This window comes from Candidatus Dadabacteria bacterium, assembly GCA_009837205.1.
Classification (GTDB): Bacteria; Desulfobacterota_D; UBA1144; order Nemesobacterales; family Nemesobacteraceae; genus Nemesobacter.
Genome location: VXTZ01000017.1, coordinates 97,523 through 116,349, shown reverse-complemented (window position 1 = coordinate 116,349; position 18,827 = coordinate 97,523). Strand labels below are relative to the sequence as shown.

Here is an 18,827-nt window from a genome sequence, read left to right as displayed (position 1 = left end):
AAAAAAACCTGTATGGTTACTTAACTTAACTTAGGAAGAAAAAGAGTCAACATCCATGAAATCCTTCATATCAAAAAACAGACTGGTTTTTGGACAGGTTCCGTACTACCATAAACGTATGGGGAAACAGCATAGGAGCGGCAGTCATAGAGAAACTGGAGCCCGATGAAAACACCGGCTGAGAAGCAAAACAGAACTTCGGGAAGGATAATCTCGCTTGATATAGGGACCAAGACGATAGGGGTTGCCGTAAGCGACGAGCTGGGGATCACGGCAAACGGCGTCTGTACCATAAGTCGGGAAAACGAGAAAAAAGACCTTGTGCGGCTTCGCGATATAATAGAGCCATACTCCCCCTGCGAAATCCTCGTAGGGATACCTTACAACCAGGACGGTTCTCTCGGGAACAGGGCAAAGAACATCAGGAAATTCTCCGAACGCATTCGAGATTCTCTGGGCCTTTCGGTGAAATACTGGGATGAGAGCTTCTCCACCAGGACTGCGGAGCAGACACTGATAGAAGCCGGTACGGGAAGAAAGAAGCGAAAAACAGTAATAGACAAGATGGCCGCTACAATAATACTGGAAGAGTATCTTCTGAGCAGGTACTAGGCAAACCTCGGGAGAGACCCGACATGCCATACGCAGAGACAAACGGAATAAATCTTTATTATAAAGAGCATGGGAAGGGGGATCCGCTCGTACTCATCCACGGCCTTGGGAGCAGTCTTGAGAGCTGGGATGTGCAGGTTCCCATCTACTCGGAGCATTTCCGCGTGATAGCACTTGATAACAGGGGTTCGGGCCGCTCCGATAAACCCGATTATCCCTATACGATGGAGCAGATGGCGGTTGACACCGCAGGGCTTCTGGACTTTCTCGGTATAGAGAAAGCCCACTTCGTCGGAAAATCAATGGGCGGAATGATATGCCAGTGGCTGGGCATAAAATACCCCGAGAGGGTAAACAGGCTCGTTATGGGATGCTCCTCCGCACACAGGGATGAGGTCGGAAATCTGCTCATCAAAACCGCGAGGGACATAGTGGATAAAGCGGGGCCCGGGGCGGGATGGGTTTTTGCGCTTTTCCTCGGATACCGAAGGAAATACATAGAAGAGAACTACGACTCCTTGGTAGGCAGAATCCGGGAAGTTCCCGCTGACCCCGATGCGGCTGCCGGATACAGAAACCAGAGCTACGCATGCGAGAACCACGACGTACTGGCCCGACTCGGGAAGATCTCCGCGGAAACCCTGATCATGTACGGGGAGCGTGATATAGTCACGCCTCCCGAGAGATCGAAGAAACTGGTGGAACTTATACCGAATACGGTTGAAAAAGCGTTTGCGGACGTTGGCCACGGATTCTGGAGGGAGTGTCAAGCCGAGGCGGACAAGACCGTGCTTGATTTTCTCGCAAAAAACTGAATTGCCCCGTGCCTGCTCCCCTTTCTGTTCAGATAGAGATACGTTGCTGCAAGCTGTTTTTGGCTTGTTTTAGAGAAAATGAAGAGGTTCAAGAACCTGAGAGAAAAAATAAGGAGTTTCTTTCTGAGTGCGTCTGCCCCGAGCCCGAGGCTTCCTCGCCGGAGCACCGGCGCGGGTGTAAAAAACATTCCGGAATCTGAGCGTGGAACACAAAAAGCGGGAAGAGATGCAATTGATGACATTCGGGCGGCGGGAAAAAGTTCCGGACACTCGGAAATCAAAGCTCACCGCGCCGACAGCGGGAATCCCCGACCGCGTACGGCGGGCGGTTCAAACGGAACCCGCATCGCCAAGGTGGGGAAGTACGCCGGCTTGGGGACCGTGCTGGTGCTGATCGCGTGGCTCCTGCCGCTTCCCCCATCTTCGGGCCAGGAAGTTTCCCGGGATGATCCTGTCTGCACCGACGATCGTGCGCCCAGTCTGTCCGGAACCGGCGCACTGGTTGAACGTCTGCGGAATACAAACCTTCTAAACGGCAACGAGGTCTATGACCATCTGGATCTCGGGAGCGGCGATACAGAAACCGGTGCTTCACCCTCAAGAGGCGCGGGCGGCTTTCTTACGTCCAGTCCGTTCGAGCCCCGGTACCGTGAATCCTACTCCGGCATTGCGGGACTACGCTATCCCCTGCCCCCGGACACGAGGAGCTACGAGATCGATGAGACCAGAGCAACGTTTCTATTCTACGGTCAGGAGCCGGTGCTGCGGTGGCACTCGTCACTGGGCTCAAATACCGAGGTGTGTGCCGTCCAGTTCGTGGACCCGGATCGCGTGGACTACCGGCTACGCACGTTTCCCGACCAAGAAAGCGCGCTTTCACAAGGCCATGTCGTTACACACCGCTATCACTGCGGAACGTGCTCCTCCTTGCGTGATCTCGCCGTCTACCTGGCAAAACCGGATCTGACGAAGCCAGCAAGAACGTGCGGGAGGAAGCTTACGGCAGATGGCATCAAGAAGTGTCTCATGGAAAAAGTCGGCTTTGCAGAGCCGTGCGCCGAGACTTGGACATACAACGTATTGCACACCAGACGCTGGTGCATGAAGACCTGCGTGGAGCACTACGGGCTCTGGAACATGCTGACAAATGACATGGACGACGCGCATGCCGACGAGCGGGGGAACCTGAACTCATGTCTGGCCTGTGACGAGCACGCTTCCGGCCCAGGGTTTCAGTACGCAGCAGGACGAACGCGGAGAAATTCAGGCATTCCCTCCGCCATCTGCCGGCAGGCAGGGGAAATCTACCCGGTCGAGCATACTCTTTACTTTGAGTAACAACCGCCGCGGCGCCGACACCGGCGTCCGTCAATCTTGCCCGCTCCGAGCCCGTGCACCGACTCCGTGAACAATTATGGCGAGACCGACGGCAATTCCTCCCGCCACGCTCCCCCGGGGGATTCCGCCAGAAACCCGTTAATCTGACCGCTGGCGGGCTGAAAGATATTTACCGCACGTGGTTCGAAATGCGTCCCTGTCTTGGAAAAAGATGCTGGACTCGTCCGGGCACACGCAGATCCATCAGAATCACGGACATGACATTCACCGGCACGTGTGTCTCCTTTTTTCCGTCACCTGTACCGGTAGGTCAGCTGCACGCCGAAGGTCCTGCCCTTGGAAAGCGGCGCGAATGAACCTCCCAATTGTGGAAAGAGAGGATTGTCAAGCGATTGATAGCTTCCGTGCCTGACTTCGTTAAGGAGGTTCTTTCCGTAGAATCCGACTGAAAACCTGTCGTTCATCGGGGCGATGTCAATTCCGGCTTCAACAATGTTCTGCTCGGGAGTATATCCTACGTTGTTATCCGTCAGATATGACTTGTCGCGATACGAATAGCTTACCCTTGAAGTCATCTTCCCCCAGTTCGCAAATCCGGCGTTATGAGTCGCGCCAACGCTCCAGGTCAGCTTCGCGGCCCGAGGAAGTTCAAGAGCCAGGTCTTTTTTGTCAAGAACGCCATCTACATTAAGGTCATATTTTATTTTGGTGTACTCGGGATCTGCGTATCCGATCGAACCCAGAAGAAAAAAGTTCCCGGTAACGGCGAGCAGTCCGTCAAGTTCAAAGCCGAAGGCTTCCACATCCGCAGTGTTGCGAATCTCCTGTGCGAACACGCTGGCCGATCTAGGAAGAGTTATTATCCGCTGCACATCGTCGATCATGTTATAGAAAACCGCGCCGTTTAAGATCCCCCTGTTTGTGGATATCTTGAATCCCGCCTCAAAGGTATCGATTCTTTCCTCATCGTACGGCCCCGGGAGTTCCTGATCTGGGGGGAAACTGTTCCGCAGGTTATAGCCTCCGGAGCGGAATCCCCTGGTCCAGTGTCCGTAAATGTTAGCTCCTCCACTTATATGGTAGACGGCGCCGAGCTTGGGCGACCAGCTGTTCCAGGTCTCCTCGTCGGTGAAATCAAACTCGCATGCCGGTCCGACCGCGACGTTGCATGGCACCGCGGTAGCGGAAACGGTCTCCACCTTCCTCTTTTCATGGCTGTAACGGGTGCCCGAGATAAGCGTTACACGATCCGTAAGATCGTAATCAAGCGAGAGAAACACGCCCAGGGTATCAACAAAATAATCCCCTCCCAAGTTTTGGGTCAAAGCTCCTCCCAATATATAACGGCTATCATGGTAGTTTATCTCGTTTGTAAAGTAATAAAGACCAGTCGTCGCGTGGAGACTTTCGAAGAATCTGCCTGCGTAGCGCAGTTCGTTGCTCCACTGCCTGTATGGGGTCCATCCGCGTATGCTGAAAACGTTTTCCGGGGTAGAATCGATATCAAGCAAAGCGGTACCTTCCGCATCGTAAAAACCGAATATATTGGTCACGGTGCCGTCTCCGAAATCCACATCCCAGTCCAGCTGAGCGGTGAAAAAGTGATGTTTATGCCTCCTGAAGCCTTCTTCGTCAATGCTAAAATCATGACTATTGAGGTCGAAGTCGCGCTGGTTCTGTGAAGCAGTGCCGTCGTTCCTCGTGCTTTCGTACTGGTAGCGCAGAACAAGACTTACGTCATCCGTCGGATTCCACACAATCATCGGTCGTACCATCCGTATGTCGTTTTCTCCGAAAGCCTCGCCCGTGTGGAGATTCTTAAACCAGCCGTTATCCTGATTCGTATACGCACTTACCTTCACGCTTACCGTCTCGCTGATCGGGCCTCCGATCGTGCCCATGTAGTAGCTGTTAAGACTCTCACCCCCTCCTTCAAACGAGGTGCGGGCTGATATCTCAAAAACATCTCCCGGCTTCTTGGTGTTAATCAGTATGGCCCCCCCAGTGACATTCCGCCCGAAGAGCGTTCCCTGAGGTCCTCTCAGCACCTCTATGCTTTCAACATCGAAGGTATCAAATAAAACGATGCTTATCTGCCCCATATATATGCCGTCGACAAACACTCCCACTGTCGGATCAACAGACGCTATGGATTCGTTTATTCCTACGCCACGGATGGAAAAGTTGGCTATTGACAGTCCCGAGATGGCATCGTCAAGCGCCACGTTGGGCATGCGCACCGTGAGACTTTCAAGATCGTTTACCTTAAGGGTTTCAAGCTGTTCCGAACTGAAATGGGTAATCGACAGGGGAACATCCTGAATCAGCTCCTCCCGTTTTCGGGCCGTGACCGTGATTTTTTTGAGAAATACGCCGCTTACCCCGAATACATTCTGTGCGACTGTGTCGTCGTCCTGCGCGGATGCGTCGCCGCCGCCGAGCGATGCCAAGAGTAAACCTGCGAGAAACAGGCACAAGAACCCCTTCATTGCGGACTGGAACTTCCTTTTAATCATTTCGATGCCCCCTCTTGTCAGGAATTATAACATAATACTGCACGAAAAATCGAAGTCATCAGTTTAGTACGTAACAGAACTTACAACGCGACATCAAACGCCCGGCTCAGCAGGCGCACATTGTGCCTCGCCAGACAAGCGACAAATCAAGCAACGGGAATAGAATTTTCAATTAGCAGAATCGGTATATTTTCCCTTACGGGATAGAGATATTCCCCGCCGCGGCAAATAAGACCCCCTTCGATTTTCTCGGAAACCCGCTCTCCCGACCTGTCAACCAGAGTTCCGAGCTCAACAAGTTCGTTAAGCCGCACAATGATCTCCCGACCGGCCTCTTCAAGAGGTTCCCCGGTCTCAGGACACACAAGAATTTCAAGCAGTTCCTTGTCAATCATCGGTTTCGGGATTAGCGGTTTCAGAAGGGAGCCCTTGGGGCACGGGTGCAGTGAAACTTCCGCCCGCAAGAAATTTTCTATGTTCCTAGCAACTTCTGGGCTTCCTCATCCGACTTCTCAAAATAAAACTTGGGATCGTTGCGCCCGGCTATAACGCTCTCGTCAATCACACAGCGCGTTACTCCCTGCAGCGAAGGCACTTCATAGAAGACCTCAAGCATAATCGCTTCTATGATGGCCCGAAGCCCCCTGGCCCCGGTATTTCTCAAGACGGCTTCCCCGGCAATGGCCTTTCTCGCATCTTCCGTTATCTCCAGCTGCACCTTCTCGATTTCCATCATCCTCTCAAACTGCTTCACGATAGCGTTTTTGGGTTCGGTCAGAATTTCGATCAGTTGCTCTTCGGTAAGTTCGCTCAGACTGGCGATAATCGGGACCCTCCCGACGAATTCGGGAATCAGTCCGAACTGAACGAGGTCCTCAGGTTGGACCTTGTTGAGAAAGTTGCTTTCGTCCTCCGCAGTCCTGTCTGACAATTTAGCTCCGAAGCCGATGGATTTCTCCCCGATTCTCGCGCGGATAATATCCTCAAGGCCGCAGAAAGCACCGCCGCATATGAAAAGAATGTTCGTGGTGTCCACCTGGGTAAATTCCTGCTGCGGATGCTTCCTTCCCCCCTTGGGAGGAACATTTGCCAGAGTCCCTTCCATTATCTTGAGCAACGCCTGCTGCACACCCTCTCCCGAGACATCTCTCGTGATCGAGGGACTGTCGCTTGATTTGCGCGTGAGCTTGTCTATCTCGTCTATATAGATAATGCCTCCACGGGAAGCCTTTTCGACATCGTAGTTTGCCGCCTGAAGGAGACTCACTATCATGTTTTCCACGTCCTCGCCCACATAGCCAGCTTCCGTATAGCAGGTAGCGTCCACTATGGTGAAGGGAACGTCGAGAATCTTGGCCAGCGTCTGCGCAAGCAGGGTTTTTCCTGAACCCGTTGGGCCTATGAGAAGTATGTTGCTTTTCTCCACTTCCACCTTGTCGCTTCTTCTCCTACCGGATTCGTTAAACTGCATCCGCTTGTAGTGATTGTAGACGGCGACGGAAAGTACCTTCTTGGCGTTTTCCTGACCTATTATGTATCCGTCAAGGAAAGATTTCATCTGCTGTGGGGTCGGAAAGGATTTCTTCGGTTTCGGAAAAGCGCTGTCCTTGGTCCTCTCTTCCGCTATAATCTGGTTACAGAGGTCTATGCACTCATCACAGATATAGACGCCGTGGCCCGCTATGAGCTTGTTGATCTCTTCCTGGTTCTTCCCGCAGAAAGAACAGTAGTGCTTCGTTTCTTCTTTGCTTTTTCTGGGACTCATCCGGTTGCCTCCTCCCTTTCGGTAATTATGGCATCCACTATACCGTAATCAATAGAATCCTGGGCGGTCATGAAAAAGTCTCTGTCCGTATCGCTCGCTATCTTCTCAAGAGTCTGCCCGGTGTGCTTCTCAAGTATGGAGTTGAGCTGCTCTTTCACCCTGACGATCTCCTTTGCGTGTATCTCTATGTCGCTTGCCTGCCCGGAAACACCTCCGAGCACCTGGTGAATCATCACCCTTGAGTGAGGCAACGCATACCTTTTGCCCGCCGCGCCGCTTGCCAGAAGAACCGCAGCCATGCTGACCGCCTGCCCGATGCATATGGTGGAGACTTCGGGCTTCACGTACTGTATTGTGTCGTAGATGGCAAGACCGGAAGTAACATGCCCTCCGGGAGAATTTATGTAGAGGTAAATAGGCGTCTCGGGGTTCTCGGATTCAAGAAAAAGGAGCTGGGCGATTACGACGTTGGCTACCGCATCGTTTATGTCGGAACCTATAAAGACGATCCTGTCCTTAAGGAGCCTTGAGAAAATATCGTAGCCCTGATCGCCCCTGCTCGTACGCTCAATAACATAGGGTATGAAATCGGTTATCATCGAACCGATTATAACTAAGCGTGTTATTCCTTGTCAATCTGCGCGGGTTCGCCCTCTACTTCCTCAATCTGGGCCCGCTCCAAGAGAAGATCCAAAACCCCTCGGGTTTTGATCTGGGATTCCAGATGCTCCATAGTCCCCGGCTGTTCATAAGCCTTGTGCACCTGATCGGGGGGAAGATTATATGAAGCGGCCAGGCGGTCTATGTGCTCGTTTAACTGCTTACGGGTAACTCTCACGTTCTCCTTCTGAGCGATGCGGCCGAGAATTATAGATGTCCTGACACTCTCGGCGGCCTTCTCGGTGAATTTTGGAGCCATGTCCTCCCCGATCTCGGGCTCCGTGACTCCGCCTCTCTGCATGTCGGAGAGGAATCTCGCTTTAAGGCTCTCCTCTTCCTTTTCAAGCAGCGACGGAGGAACGTCGAACTGGTTTTTCGAGAGAAGGTCGTCGACTATCTGTTCCCTCATGGATGAGAGCTGTTCGTCTTCATGAAGGTGCTCAAGCTGCTCTTTTATGGCCTCTTTTAGCTCAGAGATACCCTCGACGTCAAAATCCTTAGTGAAATCATCGTCCGCCTCGGGCAGAATCCTGTCGTGAATCTCATTTATCTTGACGGTGAAACTGACGGTTTTCCCGGCGGCCTCGGGTATTAGGAAATCTTCCGGGTAGGAAACCGAGAATTGAGCTTCCTCGCCCGCTTTCTTCCCAAGCAAGTTCTCTTCGAACTCGGGGGCAAACTGTTCTTCGCCCAGCAAAAACCTTACATTCTGCCTGTTAAGATCGTCTATGGTCTCCCCGTCTTCAAACTTGCCGCTGTAGTCGACAAAAAGGTAATCGCCCTCCTTGGCAGAACGGTCTTCCTCGATAAGCCTTGACTGCGCAGACCTTTCCCTGAGTTTCTGCACCTCGGCGTCTATATCCTCCTCGGTCACCTGGCGGACGGTTTTCTTAACCGGAATTGAGCTGTAGTCAGAAAGCTCAAAATCAGGAACAACCTCGAATTCAGCCGAATAGGCGAAGTCCTCTCCAGTCTTTACCTCACCCATCTCCGTGATGTCGGGGCGTGTCACTGGCAAAAGCGAGCGCTGCGCAAGGGCTTCGGACAAGGTTTCCGAAACAAGGTTAGATGCGGTTTCCTGATCGACCTCCTTTCCGTACATTGACTCGACCACGTGACGGGGGACCTTTCCCTTCCTAAACCCCTTGACGCTTACTCCCCCCATAACGTCACGGAACACGGAATTTCTTTTTTCCGCAACCTGATCTGAGGAAAGAGAAACCCTTATCTTTTTTCTGGTGCTGTCGATATCCTCAACATCTATCTTCATTTTGTCTAAAACCCCTCAGCAAAGAATTCAGGTAACAATATATCATTATTCGAAAAATTCTAGTATGCTCCGTAACTCAAAGTGAATTTTTAAATCCGAAGTTAAAAACCGAACGTCACACCTTTTGCACGTCATGTCTTGAACGTCGCTCGCAGCTTACGAATGTTTTTCCCGGTATACGTAATTTCGTGCAAACAAACAAAAGGCAAGAAGAAGGACAGCTTGGGGGATCGCGGTCTCATAAGAAGGATATATCCCAAGGGTATCCATGTAAGGAATGAAATCCGCCGTAGTTGAAGAAATAATTCCCGCCTCCTGGAGTTCAAGTATTCCCTTGCCGAGAAGTATGAAACAGAGCAGGTAGAGGAAAACGCTCGTGAAGGAAAAGAAGTATTTAAGAGGAATCCTGAGGGTAAACCTGTACATAAGAAAACCTATTACGAACACAACCGCCACCCCCGCAATAAGTCCATAGATCACGTGTGGCATGGAGGAACCTGTCTGGAAGAAAAGTGCCTGGTAAAAAAGCATTGTCTCGAAAGCTTCCCTGTAGACAGCAAGGAACGAGACGAAAGCAAGAGTAAGGCCGCTTCTTCGGGTAAGCGCGCCTTGGGTTTTGGAGCGGACGTATTCCTTCCATTTTTTTACGTCCGCCTTTGAGATAAGCCAGTAACTTACGTAAAAAAGAATCACTGCTGCCAGAAGAGAAGTCACTCCTTCCACAATCTCCCTCCTAGCCCCCGAGATATCTATTATGGTTCTTGCCGCAACCCACGTCGCCAGTCCTGCAAAGAGGGCAAGCACCCACCCGTAGTGAACGTACCTGATCATCCCGCGGTTACCTGAATGCGCTAAAGCGGCGATAATGGCCGCGATTATCAGCAGAGCTTCAAGCGCTTCTCTGAGTATTATGGCAAAAGAATTGACAAAACTCAGGTATTTGCCGAGCGATGAGCCGCCTTGCAGGATGCGCTCCGACTCGCGAAGATCCTCCTCTATGCTAGCTTTCAGATCATGAAGCTCGGAGGAATCCCGGTCGGACATCACTAATGACCTGAAAAATCCCATTTTTTTTTCAACCTCAAGAACAAGCGGTCTTTTTTTCGATACCAGGGCAGGTTCGATTCTCTGAAACCCTCCCAAGTACCCGTCGAGAGCCTCCTTGAAAGCCTCGTCCTTTCTGCCGGCCTCGTAAAGATCGATGGCCTCTTCAAGCTTCCTCAGGGTATGGGCTATAGCTTCGGATGCACCTCCAGCAATTCCATCCCGAAGATAAGCGGTTCTCAGGTAAAAAAGAACTTCCTCGTCACTGCCCCCGGCTCCGGCATTAAGAAGAATCTCCGCATTGCTGGCCAGGGCAAGATTTTCAAGCTTTCTTACATCATGGGGAATATTCTCCGTGGAAAGTCCAGAAGCACCTCCGCCTGAGGGAATATCTGGATACCCGAGCGAGAGAACGTAAAACGCCACATCCCATTTCTGTTTTTCGTCAAGCACCTTTTCGAACGAGGTCATGGCGGTACCTTCGATCCCGAAAGTGGTGGTGTTGTAAACTTTAAAAGGTGAGAGCCCGAGATTTATATCAGGGTCTGTGAAATCCGTGGGAGGAGGATTGAGGGTCTTAGAGAAAGCATCGTCCGGCCTTCCTGAGAGCCCATGACAGGAGGAACAGTTCCTCACGTAAAGCTCTTTTCCGCTTTCGTAATCGGGTATATTCGCCGGATAGGGTTTGATGTCATAGACTGAAATGATCCGCCCCTTCAGTTCACCTGCAAGGCTTTCCACTTCTGAGACGGGCCCCTTGGATACTATAATTGAGTGCAGACGTGCGAATTTTTCGGAAAAATCAGCTGTTCCTTCTCTCTTCTCACCCGTTTTTTCCCACAGGCCAGCCGCTACGGAAGAAAAGTCCAGCATCTCCTGATACTCAAATTCGTTTATGATCTTCCCTTCTTTTACGGCATTTGCGTAGTCTCCTCCTATGTAATCGACAAGAGAGAGGATCCTGTCTATCTCTGCGGCATAAGAGAGCGCGGGAAAAAGAAAAAATATGAGAACTGACAAATAGAAGAAACTTTTTTTAAGCATAGTCCGCGAATATCTCCCCATCTTGGGGGTCAGGGAAGGTATTTTTTACCATTCTAGACCTTTATTGTCAATAATTCTCATTGTCGTCATTTTCGCCTATCTACATAGTTCCGTGAAGAAAATCAGACGGGTAATTTCGCTGATTTTCTTATCTGCAAATATTTTTAAAAAAAATTATTGACATCATAACTCCAGGATGTTATTAATCTACATTCTGGATATGTAATATCCATAATATCTACTAATTAGGCAACCCTAACAGGTCGCAAAAGGAGGATGTCAACAGATGGTTAATTATACAAAAAGGTGGAAAACGCTTTTTGTCTTTTTCCTGATTTTTTCACTCGGAGGTACGCAGATTTCTCTAGCGGGTACGGCTTCGGACGAAAAGATAAAAAAGCTTGAGGAACAGATAAAAGTTCTAGCGGATGAGATAGAAGCCATAAAGTCCGCTTCGGTAACAGAGCCTACGGTCTATGAGACGGAATTCGGCTTGGCCCCCGCGGCTTCTAAGGTCTACAGGGTTGATCAGGGAATATCGTTCGGAGGATACGGTGAGGTGCTTATAGGCAACGTAAAAGAGGGGGATGCGAACGATGTAGTGGATACCCTGAGACTGGTTCTCTATAACGGCTACAAGTACAACGACCACATAATTTTCAACTCGGAAATCGAGTTCGAGCACGGTACGACGGGAAGCAACAAAGATGGACAATCAGGATCGGCCTCGGTTGAGTTCGCGTACGTCGATTTCCTTATAAGGGATGAGCTTAACCTTCGGGGTGGGCTTCTGCTGACTCCTTTCGGAGTTGTAAACGAGATTCATGAGCCGACAACGTTTTACGGAGTGGGGCGACCCGAGGTGGAGAGACGGATAATTCCGAGCACATGGAGAGAGTCTGGAGCCGGGGCACATGGAACGTTTGATCTGGGCAGCGGCGGAGAGCTTTCTTACAGGGCCTACGTGATGTCGAGCGCCGATGCTCGGGGGTTCAAGGCATCGGATAACAGAAGTCTTCGAATCAAGGGAAACAGGGCAAGATTCGAGGACATGGCTTTTGTCGGAAGGCTTGAGTACGATCCTATTCCGGGAATCAGAATCGGAGGATCCATGTACTACGGTAACACCGGTCAGGACGAGGAAGTTAACGGCCAGACTATAGACGGCCTCTTCCAGATGTACTCGGTTGACGGACAGTTTCAGTATGCAGGGTTAGACCTGAAGGCTTTAGCAGTCTGGACCAGTCTTGATGACGCCGCGCTTATAAACCAACTTAAAGAGTATGAAGGCAACAAATCCGTCGGGGAGGAACAGTCCGGCTGGTATATTCTAGGAGCATATAACATTTTCTCCGCGCTTAACTCTGGAAGCAAATACATGGAGTACCTAGCGCCTTTTTTCCGATATGAACAATTTGATACCCAGGAGAAGGTTCCCGCCGGATATGAGAGAAATCCAGCGAACGACAGAACCCAGTACACTATCGGGATAAATTACAAGCCGATTCCAAACGTGGTCATAAAGGCAGAGTATCAGAATCTTGATACCGCCGCGGGTCAGGCAAAGGACCAGTACAACTTCGGGATTGGATATGTGTTTTAGTATGCAGAACTTAAATCCGCGATAAACGGGCGCGGGTTTATGCTTCTTTTTTTTCTCTCTTTCTCTCTCTTCAAAAGGGCAATATTCAGATAGAATGTTGCCCTTCTTTCATCATGAATATGAGAATCCTTATCTTAATAACGCTTTTGTTTTTTCTGCATGGTGCCGGAGATGTCTCCGCCAAGGTCTTTCTTACCAAAGGCAAGGCGCTTGAGCTCCTTTTCCCTGAAGCAGAAGAAATAGAAAAAAGACACGTTTTTCTCACCAAGCCCCAGGCCGAAAGCGTACGTGAAATGGCCAGGGTAGAGGTAGATTCAAGACTCTACACTTTCTACATAGCGAAATCCGGCGCAAAAGAGACAGGCTACGCGGTTATCGATACCCACACTCTTCGTACCTTGACCGAAACCGTAATGTTCGTAATAAATCCCGATGGGACGCTTCGCCACGCCGAAACTCTCGCATTTTTCGAACCCACAGATTACATGCCGAGCGGAAAATGGATAAACTTGTTCCTGGAAAAAACCAAGATGGACAGAATGAAGGTAGGAAAAGGAGTTCCCAATATTACCGGAGCCACGATAAGTGCGGTATCTTTTTCGCAAGCCACGAGAAGAGTCCTCGCAGTCTACAGGGTTATGTTCGGCACTACGGCTGATCAATAACTTCTATCCAGGAGAGAAAAATGAAATTCTTCATTTCATCGGACATAAGAAAAAACGATCTGTTAAAACTTGTCGTTCTGCTCACGACTATTTTCTTCCTCTTTCTGTGGCTAACAAACCTGCTGCTTTTCCTTAAGGTGGGGTTCAGCTATGAAAGCGTTGTTGAGTACTACAGGGGTTCCGAGGAGAGTTTCAGGCCTCCGAGAAGCTACCTTGGACTGCTTGAAGAAGCCCATTTCCACTTTTTCTCAATGGCCGTTTTACTTGTAACGCTAAATCATCTCTTTCTTTTCACTAACAGAAGCTCCGCTGAGAAGCTTCTCGTCATAATAGCGTCTTACGGCTCGGCCTTCCTCGATATAGCCGGCGGCTGGCTAGTAAGATATGTAAGCCCCGAGTTTGCCTATGTTAAAATCGGCTCTTTTGTTGTCCTTCAGATATCTCTTCTTTACCTGATCATTTTCGTAACGTTTTATCTCTACAGAAAAAAACCAGAATATCCGAAGCAGCAGTGACTCCCCTGCACCCTACGGGCACGCATAAGACCCGAAGCAGGACTTTTTCTTTCCGCTTTTCCAAACGACGAGAAAACCCAGTGATTTATCCTTCCTGGCAAACATCTTCGCGCCACGCGGACCCAGAACCGAAACGGCAGTCGAGAAGATATCGGCTTCCGTAGCGGTTTTGGAAACGGCTACAACGGAAGTCACGTCCTCAGCCGGCCAACCCGTCCTGGGATCAATTATATGGGAGTATCTTTTCCCATCGTGCTCAAAGTAGCGCTCATAATCTCCTGAAGTCGCGACACCCTTGTCCACAAGGTCAAGCTTCGAGATGATTTCGCTTCCGCTCCCGGGTTTTCTCACTCCCACATCCCAGAACTTTTTGCCTGCGGGGGGGTCCATTGCGTATATGTTTCCCCCGAAATTCACAAGCCCCCTCTTGATCCCGTTTTGCCTGGCGATATTTACCATCTCGTCAACCGCATAGCCTTTTCCTATAGCTCCGAAGTCGAGTCTGACACAGTCGCCGTCAAGGAAAACCTGGGATTTAACTTCGTCTATCTTTATTTTCCGAAAACCCGTACACCCAAGTGCGTCGCGGATCCGTGACCGGCCGGGTAACCGCCCCGCCTTGGTCTCAGTCCCCCAGAGTTCGAAAAGACTGCCGATAGTTATGTCAAAAGCCCCTTCGGTAAGCTCTGAGTACTTAATCGAGGTCCGCACGAGACGTAGAAACTCTGTGGGAACGGAAACGGGAGCAACTCCCGCATTCCTGTTCACCTCAGCAAGAACACTGTCATCCCTGTAGTTACTGAAAAGCCGGTCTATTTCCTTGGTTCTCTTCACGCAGGCATCAACAACCCGGTGAAAAAGTTCTTCGCTCGGGGAATAAAACTTAAGTTTCACCGTTGAACCCATCGAGTAAAAAGATCTCTCGTAAAGATTCTCCGTACCGTGGGAGCAGGAACAAAGAAGCAAAGCTAAAAGCACAAGAAGGCGCATATCTTGAGAATCACGTAAAGCGTTTTTCTGCGAGAGGAGGGAGTCGAACCCTCACACCCTAAGGTACTAGATCCTAAATCTAGCGCGTCTGCCTGTTCCGCCACTCTCGCCCTTTACAGTCAAAAATCGCCAAGCACCCGGAATCATGGTTCCGGACAGCACCGTAAGATGCAAAATGAATTGGGCTGCGAGGGATTCGAACCCACGACCGACTGATTAAGAGTCAGCTGCTCTACCAGGCTGAGCTAGCAGCCCGCAAACAGAATAACAGAAAAGAAAATAAATGAAAATCGAGGCGCCCGTCGTCTCAAGCAGCTAAAATTTCCCGCCCTTTTGAACTCTCAGCTAAGATCGTTTATTTTTGAAGTTGTGGAAAATCTAATAAATCACCTCAGGGAATACAACAATGCTTACAGCTCGCAGATAGAAAACCTGGTGCTTTCTATTCTGATAGTGGCAATACTGTTCTTCCTAAGAAAAATCCTGATCTCGATCATAACCAAGAACACGAAAGATCCCAGGACAGTCTATTACTCAAAACGCATTATAGGATACATCTACGCCTTCCTTGCCATAATACTGGTCGGCAGCTTGTGGATAAAGGGCCTGGGCCCCATAGGAACCTATCTGGGTATCGCGAGCGCCGGTCTCGCCATAGCACTTCATGAGACCATAGCCAACATTGCAGGCTGGTTCTTCATCCTCTGGAGAAAACCCTTCGTAATAGGGGACCGCATACAGATAGGAGAAACCAAGGGGGACGTAATAGATTTAAGGCTTTTTCAGTTCAGCATAGTCGAGGTCGGAAACTGGGTTGAAGCTGAACAGAGTACGGGCAGGATCATACATATTCCCAACAGTCATGTGCTGAAGGAGAGAACCGCGAATTACCACGGCGCGTTTAACTATATATGGAATGAGATACATGTCCTCGTAACGTTTGAGAGCGACTGGAAAAAGACCCGTGAAATTCTTGAGAGAATAGCAAAAGAAAAAATTGAATCTTCTTCAGGGCAGGCTGAACAACAGCTCCGCCTAGCCGCCGAGAGATACATGATACATTTCTCGAAGCTAACCCCGGCGGTTTACATGTCGACAAGAGACAGTGGAGTGCTTTTCTCAATCAGATACATAATAAATCCGAGACAGAAAAGAGGCTCCGAACAAACTATTTGGGAAGCGATACTAACCGAGTTTGGAAAGCATTCCGACATCGATTTCGCTTACCCGACGACGCGCTTCTATACTCCTCTGCCCGAGAGTCCTTAAAAAACAGAACTCTCTCCCTGAACTGGGAAAAACAGGATCCCTGCTACCTGTTCTCAGTGGAATCTCCTTCGGGTTTCAGGATGGAAACCGCAGCTGTCTCAGGATTTATGTACTTCCTAGCCACCCTAGCTACGTCATCAGCCGTAACAGAAAGGATCTTCTCCGGGAACTTTCTGTATTCGTAAGTACCTATTCCGTAAAGTTCGTCAAATCCGACCGTGGACGCTTGGGCGGAGTTCCTCTGAAGCCCTATCTCGAAGCTGCCGACTATGTAGTTCTTCGCCCTCTCAAGCTCATGTTCCCCGATACCCTCCAAGGCAAGCTGGAGCTGTTCCTTTATCGCTCCGAGCGCCTCTTTTTCCTTCTGCGGAGCAGTTCCTATATAGACGCCGAAATAGCCACCTTCCATCCCAGGAACGTAGAACGAGGTAACGGCATAGGCGAGGCTTTTCTTGTCCCGAAGCTCAATGAAGAGCCTTCCCCCCTGACCTGAGAGCACCGAATTCAGCACCTCGAACGCATAGCGGTCGCGACTTTTAAACCCCGGGGCGTGAAAACCCGCGATGATGTGGGTCTGGGCCTTGTCTCTCTCAAACTCGACGATTTCCCTCGCAGCAGAAAGCGCAGATTCGCGGGGCGGCCGGATCTTTTCGAAGACGCCCTGCTTCATGCTACCAAACAGTTTTTCAAGAAGGGCAGGGGTTTTCTCCGCATCAATATCACCCGCAACGGAAATAACCATGTTCTCGGGCCTTATGACTTTTTTGTAAAACTCCCGGACATCGGCCGAGGTAAATCCGTCTACGTTTTCCTCGGTTCCCAGAACGTTGAACCTGTAGGGGTGCTTGAGGAAAAGGGTCCTGAGAAAATTCCTGACCGCCTTTCCCGTGAGGTTATCCTTCTGTTTTTCCAAAGCGGCCAGGATTTCCCTTCTCTCTCTCTCCATTTCCTCATCGGAAAAAGAAGGATCAAGTATCACGTCTGAGAAAATATCCATTGCCCCTTCAAAGTTCTCACTTAAGGCTGAGAGAGTCACCCCAACGCTGTTTTTCCCAGAAAAGCCGTCGACCGTTCCCCCCAGCCCTTCTATCTGAGTGGCTATATCTTCTGCGGAGCGGCTCGAGGTACCACGGGTGAACATCCCGGACATGAAGTTCGAAATTCCGTTTGTGTTTTCGTCCTCATATCTGAGACCGCCCAGGAAAGCCGCGTGAACGGAGAAAAGTGGAACGGCAGGGTTACGTTTCAAAAGAACCCGGATTCCGTTTGAAAGCTCGTATTTCTTAAATTCCGCCTGCGTTGAGGAAGCTTTTTTCTTTTCTTTTTCCTGAGTCGCTCCAGGAAAAACAAGGGCTTTCCTGAAGCCCTTCTCAACCCCCTTGGTTTTGTCTTTAGGAAGCAGCACTCCCGCGGTGAGGTTTTTCTGCTTGAAGTATTCTCTGGCCACCCGCAATATGTCTTCTGGGGTAACATTCCTCACCCTCTCAAGGTAGAGGCGTTCGTAGCCGTAATCTCCCGTTTCAAGCTCGAAGTAACCAAGCTTTCTCGCCTGTCCCTGCATGGTCTCCTTGGCGCGGATGAAGTCCCTCTCTATGTTAGTTTTGGCGCGGGCAAGCTCCTCGGCCCCGACGGGTTCGTTTTTTATAAGCTCTATCTCTGCCACTATCTCCTTTGAGGCTTTTTCCACTTTACCGGGATCAAAAACTCCGCCCACGAGGAAAAGACCGTTTTCCTTGAGGCTGTAGGCGTAGGCGTATATGTCGTTTACGGTGGCGTTTTGCTCCTTTAGTTCTCTGTAGAGCCTGGAGCTTTCCCCGGTACCGAGTATGCCGCTTATAACGTCAAGAACGGGAGTGTCAGCGTGGCTCGCCGAGGGGGTATGAAAGGCAAAGCTGAAGTAGCCCGTGTTTACGTCGCGGCCGATAACGAAAGTTCTTGTGCGTTTCTGCTCGGGTTCCGGGGGAAGTTTGCACTCAGGAGTTTTTCTTTTCTTTATTTTTCCGAAAGTCCGGGCAACCGCGTCCTTTATTCCCTCAGGATCAAAATCCCCGACCACAACAAGAATCATGTTGTCCGGAGAATACCACTTTCTGTAGAAATCCAGTACTCCGTCTCTGGTGAAGCTCCCCACGCTCTGCTTGGTTCCTATTATGGGCCTTCCGTAGGGATGAACGCTGTAGGCCGTGGAGAAAAGCTTCTGGCTGATTACCCTTGAGGGAGAATCCTCTCCCCTTCTTATCTCTTCCTGGACAACTTCAAGCTCTTTCTCAAGCTCCGCGGGGTCAAAAGTCGAGTTCTCCATGACGTCTGAGAGCACATCGAGAGCCATAGGCAGAAAGCGCCGCGCGCTTACGATGTAGTAAACCGTCTCATCAAAGGAAGTAAACGCATTTATGTCTCCGCCTCCCGCCTCGACCATCCCGGCTATCTCGCCGACCCGTCTTCCTTCTGTCCCCTTGAAAAGCATGTGTTCGTGCACATGCGCGAGGCCGTACTCGCCCTCCACCTCGCATGCGCTTCCGGTCTTCACCCACACGTTAACGGCGACAACCGGAGAAGAATCGTTTCTCTCAAGAAGCACGGTCATGCCGTTAGAAAGACTATATTTCGTTACTCCTTCGACAACCGCAAAGGTCTGGGCATTTAAACTCATAAGACTTGCTCCCGTAATCAGAATGAATAAAAAAAGTAATTTGAAAACCCCTTTCATCGACTCCAGCC

The 18,827-nt window shown here is 50.2% G+C and carries 15 protein-coding genes, 2 tRNA genes and 1 pseudogene; 8 read left to right on the top strand and 10 right to left on the bottom strand.

Annotated elements, in window-relative coordinates; all coding sequences use genetic code 11:
* Window positions 1-80 precede the first annotated feature (80 nt).
* The 4 genes and pseudogenes from F4Z13_03915 to F4Z13_03900 all read left to right on the top strand — a co-directional run bounded on the left by F4Z13_03915 (window position 81) and on the right by F4Z13_03900 (window position 2,765).
* Window positions 81-182: pseudogene (locus tag F4Z13_03915) on the top strand (dicarboxylate/amino acid:cation symporter).
* The gene (gene ruvX / locus F4Z13_03910) at window positions 166-612 is read left to right on the top strand and encodes a Holliday junction resolvase RuvX (GenBank protein MXZ48387.1); all 447 of its coding nucleotides are present in this window, start codon (window positions 166-168) and stop codon (window positions 610-612) included. The pseudogene F4Z13_03915 and the gene ruvX overlap by 17 nt, the downstream one beginning before the upstream one ends.
* Before the next feature lie 23 nt (window positions 613-635).
* Window positions 636-1,427 (top strand): alpha/beta fold hydrolase, encoded by a 792-nt coding sequence (locus tag F4Z13_03905; protein ID MXZ48386.1) that lies wholly within the window; start codon window positions 636-638, stop codon window positions 1,425-1,427.
* Window positions 1,428-1,505: 78 nt separating this feature from the next.
* Window positions 1,506-2,765: a hypothetical protein gene (locus F4Z13_03900; GenBank protein ID MXZ48385.1), complete on the top strand. Its 1,260-nt coding sequence runs from the start codon at window positions 1,506-1,508 to the stop codon at window positions 2,763-2,765.
* A gap of 293 nt (window positions 2,766-3,058) precedes the next feature.
* Here F4Z13_03900 and F4Z13_03895 read toward each other — a convergent pair whose 3' ends face one another.
* From F4Z13_03895 to F4Z13_03870, 6 genes are all read right to left on the bottom strand, one after another.
* Window positions 3,059-5,281: a TonB-dependent receptor plug domain-containing protein gene (locus tag F4Z13_03895; GenBank protein MXZ48384.1), complete on the bottom strand. Its 2,223-nt coding sequence runs from the start codon at window positions 5,279-5,281 to the stop codon at window positions 3,059-3,061.
* Between the two features lie 146 nt (window positions 5,282-5,427).
* A complete protein-coding gene (locus F4Z13_03890; protein ID MXZ48383.1) occupies window positions 5,428-5,676 on the bottom strand; it encodes a hypothetical protein in 249 nt (82 codons plus the stop codon).
* 77 nt (window positions 5,677-5,753) lie between these two features.
* Window positions 5,754-7,046, bottom strand: coding sequence for an ATP-dependent Clp protease ATP-binding subunit ClpX (gene clpX / locus F4Z13_03885; GenBank protein MXZ48382.1), 1,293 nt, complete (start codon window positions 7,044-7,046; stop codon window positions 5,754-5,756).
* Window positions 7,043-7,645, bottom strand: coding sequence for an ATP-dependent Clp endopeptidase proteolytic subunit ClpP (clpP, locus tag F4Z13_03880; protein MXZ48381.1), 603 nt, complete (start codon window positions 7,643-7,645; stop codon window positions 7,043-7,045). Before clpP ends, clpX begins: the two co-directional genes overlap by 4 nt.
* A 23-nt stretch (window positions 7,646-7,668) precedes the next feature.
* Window positions 7,669-8,976 carry a trigger factor gene (gene tig, locus F4Z13_03875; protein ID MXZ48380.1) on the bottom strand — a complete coding sequence of 436 codons (1,308 nt, stop codon included), beginning with the start codon at window positions 8,974-8,976 and terminating at the stop codon, window positions 7,669-7,671.
* A gap of 156 nt (window positions 8,977-9,132) precedes the next feature.
* Window positions 9,133-11,085 (bottom strand): c-type cytochrome, encoded by a 1,953-nt coding sequence (locus tag F4Z13_03870; GenBank protein ID MXZ48379.1) that lies wholly within the window; start codon window positions 11,083-11,085, stop codon window positions 9,133-9,135.
* Between the two features lie 265 nt (window positions 11,086-11,350).
* On the opposite strand from F4Z13_03870, the gene F4Z13_03865 reads away from it, so the two are divergent.
* The 3 genes from F4Z13_03865 (at window position 11,351) to F4Z13_03855 (ending at window position 13,847) form a co-directional block, all read left to right on the top strand.
* Entirely contained in the window at window positions 11,351-12,667 is a 1,317-nt protein-coding gene (locus F4Z13_03865) for a hypothetical protein (GenBank protein ID MXZ48378.1), read from the top strand.
* A 113-nt stretch (window positions 12,668-12,780) separates the two neighbouring features.
* Entirely contained in the window at window positions 12,781-13,332 is a 552-nt protein-coding gene (locus tag F4Z13_03860) for an FMN-binding protein (GenBank protein MXZ48377.1), read from the top strand.
* 20 nt (window positions 13,333-13,352) lie between these two features.
* The gene (locus tag F4Z13_03855) at window positions 13,353-13,847 is read left to right on the top strand and encodes a hypothetical protein (protein MXZ48376.1); all 495 of its coding nucleotides are present in this window, start codon (window positions 13,353-13,355) and stop codon (window positions 13,845-13,847) included.
* A gap of 12 nt (window positions 13,848-13,859) precedes the next feature.
* On the opposite strand, the gene F4Z13_03850 is transcribed toward F4Z13_03855, so the two are convergent.
* The 3 genes from F4Z13_03850 to F4Z13_03840 form a co-directional block, all read right to left on the bottom strand.
* Window positions 13,860-14,837, bottom strand: a complete 978-nt coding sequence (locus F4Z13_03850) for an FAD:protein FMN transferase (protein MXZ48375.1) — start codon at window positions 14,835-14,837, stop codon at window positions 13,860-13,862.
* A 28-nt stretch (window positions 14,838-14,865) separates the two neighbouring features.
* Window positions 14,866-14,947, bottom strand: a tRNA-Leu gene (locus F4Z13_03845).
* 71 nt (window positions 14,948-15,018) lie between these two features.
* Window positions 15,019-15,092: transfer RNA gene (locus tag F4Z13_03840), tRNA-Lys, on the bottom strand.
* Window positions 15,093-15,101: 9 nt separating this feature from the next.
* Between F4Z13_03840 and F4Z13_03835 the strand changes: the two genes are divergently transcribed.
* On the top strand, window positions 15,102-16,106 hold the full coding sequence (locus tag F4Z13_03835; GenBank protein ID MXZ48374.1) for a mechanosensitive ion channel: 1,005 nt from the start codon (window positions 15,102-15,104) through the stop codon (window positions 16,104-16,106).
* Window positions 16,107-16,149: 43 nt separating this feature from the next.
* Here the strand turns inward: F4Z13_03835 and F4Z13_03830 are convergent, their stop codons facing one another.
* The gene (locus tag F4Z13_03830) at window positions 16,150-18,816 is read right to left on the bottom strand and encodes an insulinase family protein (GenBank protein MXZ48373.1); all 2,667 of its coding nucleotides are present in this window, start codon (window positions 18,814-18,816) and stop codon (window positions 16,150-16,152) included.
* Window positions 18,817-18,827: the final 11 nt, after the last annotated feature.